The sequence below is a fragment of the Enterobacter sp. PL_is514 genome, from assembly GCF_055816715.1.
This window is the reverse complement of sequence record NZ_JBVPGN010000014.1, coordinates 1-4,227: the sequence shown is the minus strand read 5'-3', so window position 1 is coordinate 4,227 and position 4,227 is coordinate 1. Positions and strand designations below refer to the sequence as shown.

2 protein-coding genes are annotated in these 4,227 nt (G+C 65.6%); both read left to right on the top strand.

Annotated elements, in window-relative coordinates:
• On the top strand, window positions 1–1,065 hold a 1,065-nt coding region (locus AC0TNG_RS00180), incomplete at its 5' end, for a ShlB/FhaC/HecB family hemolysin secretion/activation protein (RefSeq protein WP_473712401.1).
• Between the two features lie 14 nt (window positions 1,066–1,079).
• Window positions 1,080–4,227, top strand: a 3,148-nt coding sequence (locus AC0TNG_RS00175) for a two-partner secretion domain-containing protein (protein WP_473723525.1), incomplete at its 3' end; no start/stop codon positions are given.

Here is a 4,227-nt window from a genome sequence, read left to right as displayed (position 1 = left end):
GGGACGCAGGCCGGATATTCCATCGTTAATCTCACGGCAAAACCGGAATTTCCCTTAAGTGCATCCGTAAGCCTGGATAATAGCGGGCAGAAGAGTACCGGGGAAGATCAGCTGAGTGGCGTGCTCACCGCCAATAATATGCTGGGGCTGGCGGATAAATGGTTTGTCAGCGGCGGGCGCAGCAGTGATTTTGCCAGCGCGTACGATGCGCAGAATTTCCAGGCGGGCGTCAGCGTGCCGTTTGGCTACGGATTACTGGACTACAGCTACGCCTGGAGTAACTACCGGACCACCATCAGTAACCAGGGGTTCAACTGGCTCTCCACGGGCGATACCAGAACCCACCGCGTTAACGCGTCCTGGGTGGTCTTCCGCAACGGGGATGTCAAAACCGGCATTGCGGCAGGCGTGGTTCAGCGCTCCAGCCGCAACTGGCTTAACGACGCGCCGCTTCAGAGCAGCACGCGCAACCTCTCCAGCCTGGTCCTGGGCATCACGCATACGCAAAAGATGCTGGGCGGCGTGGCAACCTTCAACCCGACCTGGAGCCACGGCATGCCGTGGTTCAGTGCCGAAACCGACGAAGATAAATCCGGGGATATGCCGCGGGCGGAATTCCGCAAATGGAGTCTGAACGCCAGCTTCCAGCGGCCGATTACCCGTAATGCCTGGTGGCTGACCAGCGCCTACGGCCAGTGGTCGCCCGACCGGCTGTACGGCTCCGAGCGCCTGACGCTCGGCGGCGAAAGCTCCGTGCGCGGTTTTAAAGAGCAGTACCTGTCCGGGGACAACGGCGGCTACTGGCGTAACGAGCTGGGGTATTCCCTCTTCACCCTCCCGGTGATTGGCGCGGTGAGCGCAACGGTTGCCGTTGACGGCGGCTGGCTGGAAAAAGACCGTCAGGACCGCTTTGCCTCCGGCACGTTATGGGGAGGCTCGGTGGGGCTGAGCAGCGCAGGGCGCGGGTACAGCAGCCAGATTTCGGTCGGCACGCCCCTGCACTACCCCGACTGGCTCGGCCCGGATCATGTGAGCGTTAACTGGCGCATTGCCTTCATGCTTTAAGAGACTCTACGACTATGGATACCCGTCACCCACCCGTTCGTTTCTCGCAGCGTCTGATCAGCTGGATTGTCTGCGGCTTAATGGTCTGGCAGCCGATGGCGCCTGCCGTCGCGGCGGCGCTGACGCCGACCGGGCAGACCACGGTCGATCGGGCGGGGAACGGGGTGCCGGTCGTCAACATCGCCACGCCCAACGGGGCGGGTATCTCGCATAACCAGTTCGGTGAGTATAACGTCGGCAAAGAGGGGCTTATCCTCAATAACGGCACGGACCGTTTAACCCAGACCCAGCTGGGCGGGCTTATCCAGAACAACCCCAACCTGCAGGCCGGGCGGGAAGCGAAAGGCATTATCAACGAAGTCACGGACGCCAGCCGCTCGCAGCTGCAGGGCTACACGGAAGTCGCCGGTAAAGCAGCAAACGTTATGGTGGCCAACCCGTACGGCATCACCTGTAACGGGTGCGGATTTATCAACACCCCGAACGTCACCCTGACCACGGGGAAACCGCAGTTCGACGCCAGTGGTAACCTGCAGGCGCTGGAGGTGACAAAAGGCGCCATCACGGTTGAAGGCCAGGGGCTGGATGCCAGCAAGAGCGACGCGCTGTCGATCATTGCGCGCGCGACGGAAGTGAACGCCGCGATACATGCGAACGACCTGACGGTAACGGCAGGGGCGAACCGCGTGGGCGCAGACGGCAGCGTCAGGCCGATTGCCGGTGAGGGCGCCGCGCCCGTGGTGGCCGTGGATACCGGCGCGCTCGGCGGGATGTATGCCAACCGCATCCGCCTGGTCTCCAGCGAGACGGGCGTGGGGGTGAACCTCGGCAACCTCACCGCGCGCCAGGGCGATATTCAGCTGGACGCGGGCGGGAAACTGACGGTCACGAACAGCCTGGCCAGCGGCTCGATTACCGCGAATGGCGCGGGAGTGGTCCTCAACGGCAGCCATCAGGCCGGGGGCGCGCTGAATGTGACCAGCTCGCAGGATGTGGAACTCAATAACAGCACGCTCGCCAGCCAGGGCGATATGCGCCTTTCCGCTGCGGGGAAAGTGCAGACGACGGGCGGCGGGACAAACAGCGCGGGCGCGCTGTCGGTGAGCAGCGGGCAGGGGATGACGCTCAGCAATACCTCCCTGGTCTCCCGCGGCGCGGCGACGCTGGACAGTAAAGATACCCTGACCGTAAACGGCGGCGGCGTGTCGGCACAGGGCGGGGCGCTAACCGTCACGAGCAAACAGGGCACAGCGCTTGCGGATGCGACGCTGACAGGCCAGGCCGACACCACGCTTTCCACCGACGGCAGCCTGACGCAGCGCGGCGGCAGCGTCACCAGCAAAGGCGCGCTCAGCGTGGCGGCCGGGAAAGATATCACGCTGACGAATACCCGCAGCGGTAGCGATACCCGCGCGACCCTCAGCAGCGGCGGCACGCTGTCATCCACGGCCAGTGCGGTCTCGGCAGGAGATAATCTGGCCCTGAGCGGCGGACAGCTGGTGATGGACGGCCAGAGCCGGGCCGATGCCACGGGCGATGTCCGCCTGACGGGCAGCGCCGTCAGTAATCAGGGGCAGGTGAATGCGGGGCGCGACATTGCCCTCTCCGGCAACAGGGTGTCCAACAGCGGCCAGCTGGCAGCGAAAGGCCACCTTGACGTGAATGCAGGAGAGCTGACAAACGGCGGCACGGCGCAGGGCAGCGACGTCACCCTCAGGGGGCAGACGGTCACCAATAACGGCACCCTGCAGAGCGCCGGTAACCTGGCGCTAAGCGCCGGAACCCTGGAGCAGCGGGGCACGCTGAGCGCGAAAGGCAATGCAAACGTCACGGCGCAGCAGACCCTGCGTAACGGCGGCAGCCTGCTGGCTGACGGCGCGATGGACGTGACCGCAGGCTCGCTTGAACAGAACGGCACCCTGTCCGGCGCGACGGCGCTGACGGCGCAGGCCGGCACCCTGACCAGCGGTCAGGCGTCCCGCACCACCAGCCAGGGCAATGTACAGCTTACCGCGACCCGCAGCGCCAGCCTGAACGGGCAGACGGACGCGGCGGGGGCATTAACCGTCAGCACCGGCGACCTGACCACCGGCCAGGATGCGCATCTGCAGAGCGGGCAGGGGCTCTCTCTGCAGGCGCAGAATGCCGCGCTGAACGGCACGCAGGCGGCGAAGGGGGCCTTGTCGGTGACGGCGGGCACGATTGCGCACGCCGGGAAATCCACCGGTGACACGCTGAGTTTTAACGCGACCGGCGACCTGACCAGCGGCGGAGAGCTTACCGCCAGCGCCATCGCGCTCAGCGGACAGAACATCCTCCAGTCCGGCGTCGCAAAAGCGGACCGCATGACCCTGACGGCCCCCGGGCGCATCACCAGCAGCGGTACGCTGGTTGCCGGTACGCTGGCGCTGGACGCTGCCTCGGTGGAGAACGGTGGACTGCTGCAGGGGACCACCCTGCTCGGCCTGAAGACCGGGTCACTCACGAACCTCGCGGGCGGGTCGGTCTACAGCACGCAGGATTTAACGCTGAACGTTCCGGTGCTGGCTAACAGCGGGCTTATCACCACCGACGGCACGCTGCGCATGAAAGGCGACACGCTGACAAACCAGGGCGAAATCAACGGCGTCAGCCTGAGCAGCGACTATCTCAGCCTGACCAACACCGATACCGGACGCCTGCTGGCGGACGACCGGCTCACCCTGAACGGCACTGCGTTTTCTAACGCGGGCAATATAGCGGCCAGCGACCTGCACATCACGGCGGACAGCCTGCAGAACCAGGGCACCGTTGAGGGGGACTCGGCGCTGACGCTCGGCGTGGCAGACCTCACTAACCGTGGCGCGCTGCGCAGCAGCGGAACGCTGACGCTCGGCGGCGACACGCTGGCCAACAGCGGCGAGCTCAGCGCCACCGCGCTGCTGCTGAACCTGACCCGCCAGGCCAGCAACGATGCCGGCGGGCGGGTGATTGCCCGGAACGGCCTGACGCTGACCGCCGCCAGCCTGACGAACAGCGGGCTGATGGCCGGTACCGACGCGCAGTTTAACAGCGCGTCGGTGACCAACGGCGGCACGCTGCAGGGGACACATTCCCTCACGGCGACCGGGGCACAGCTCAGCAACCAGCAGGCGGGCATGCTGCTCTCCGGCGGCGCGCTCG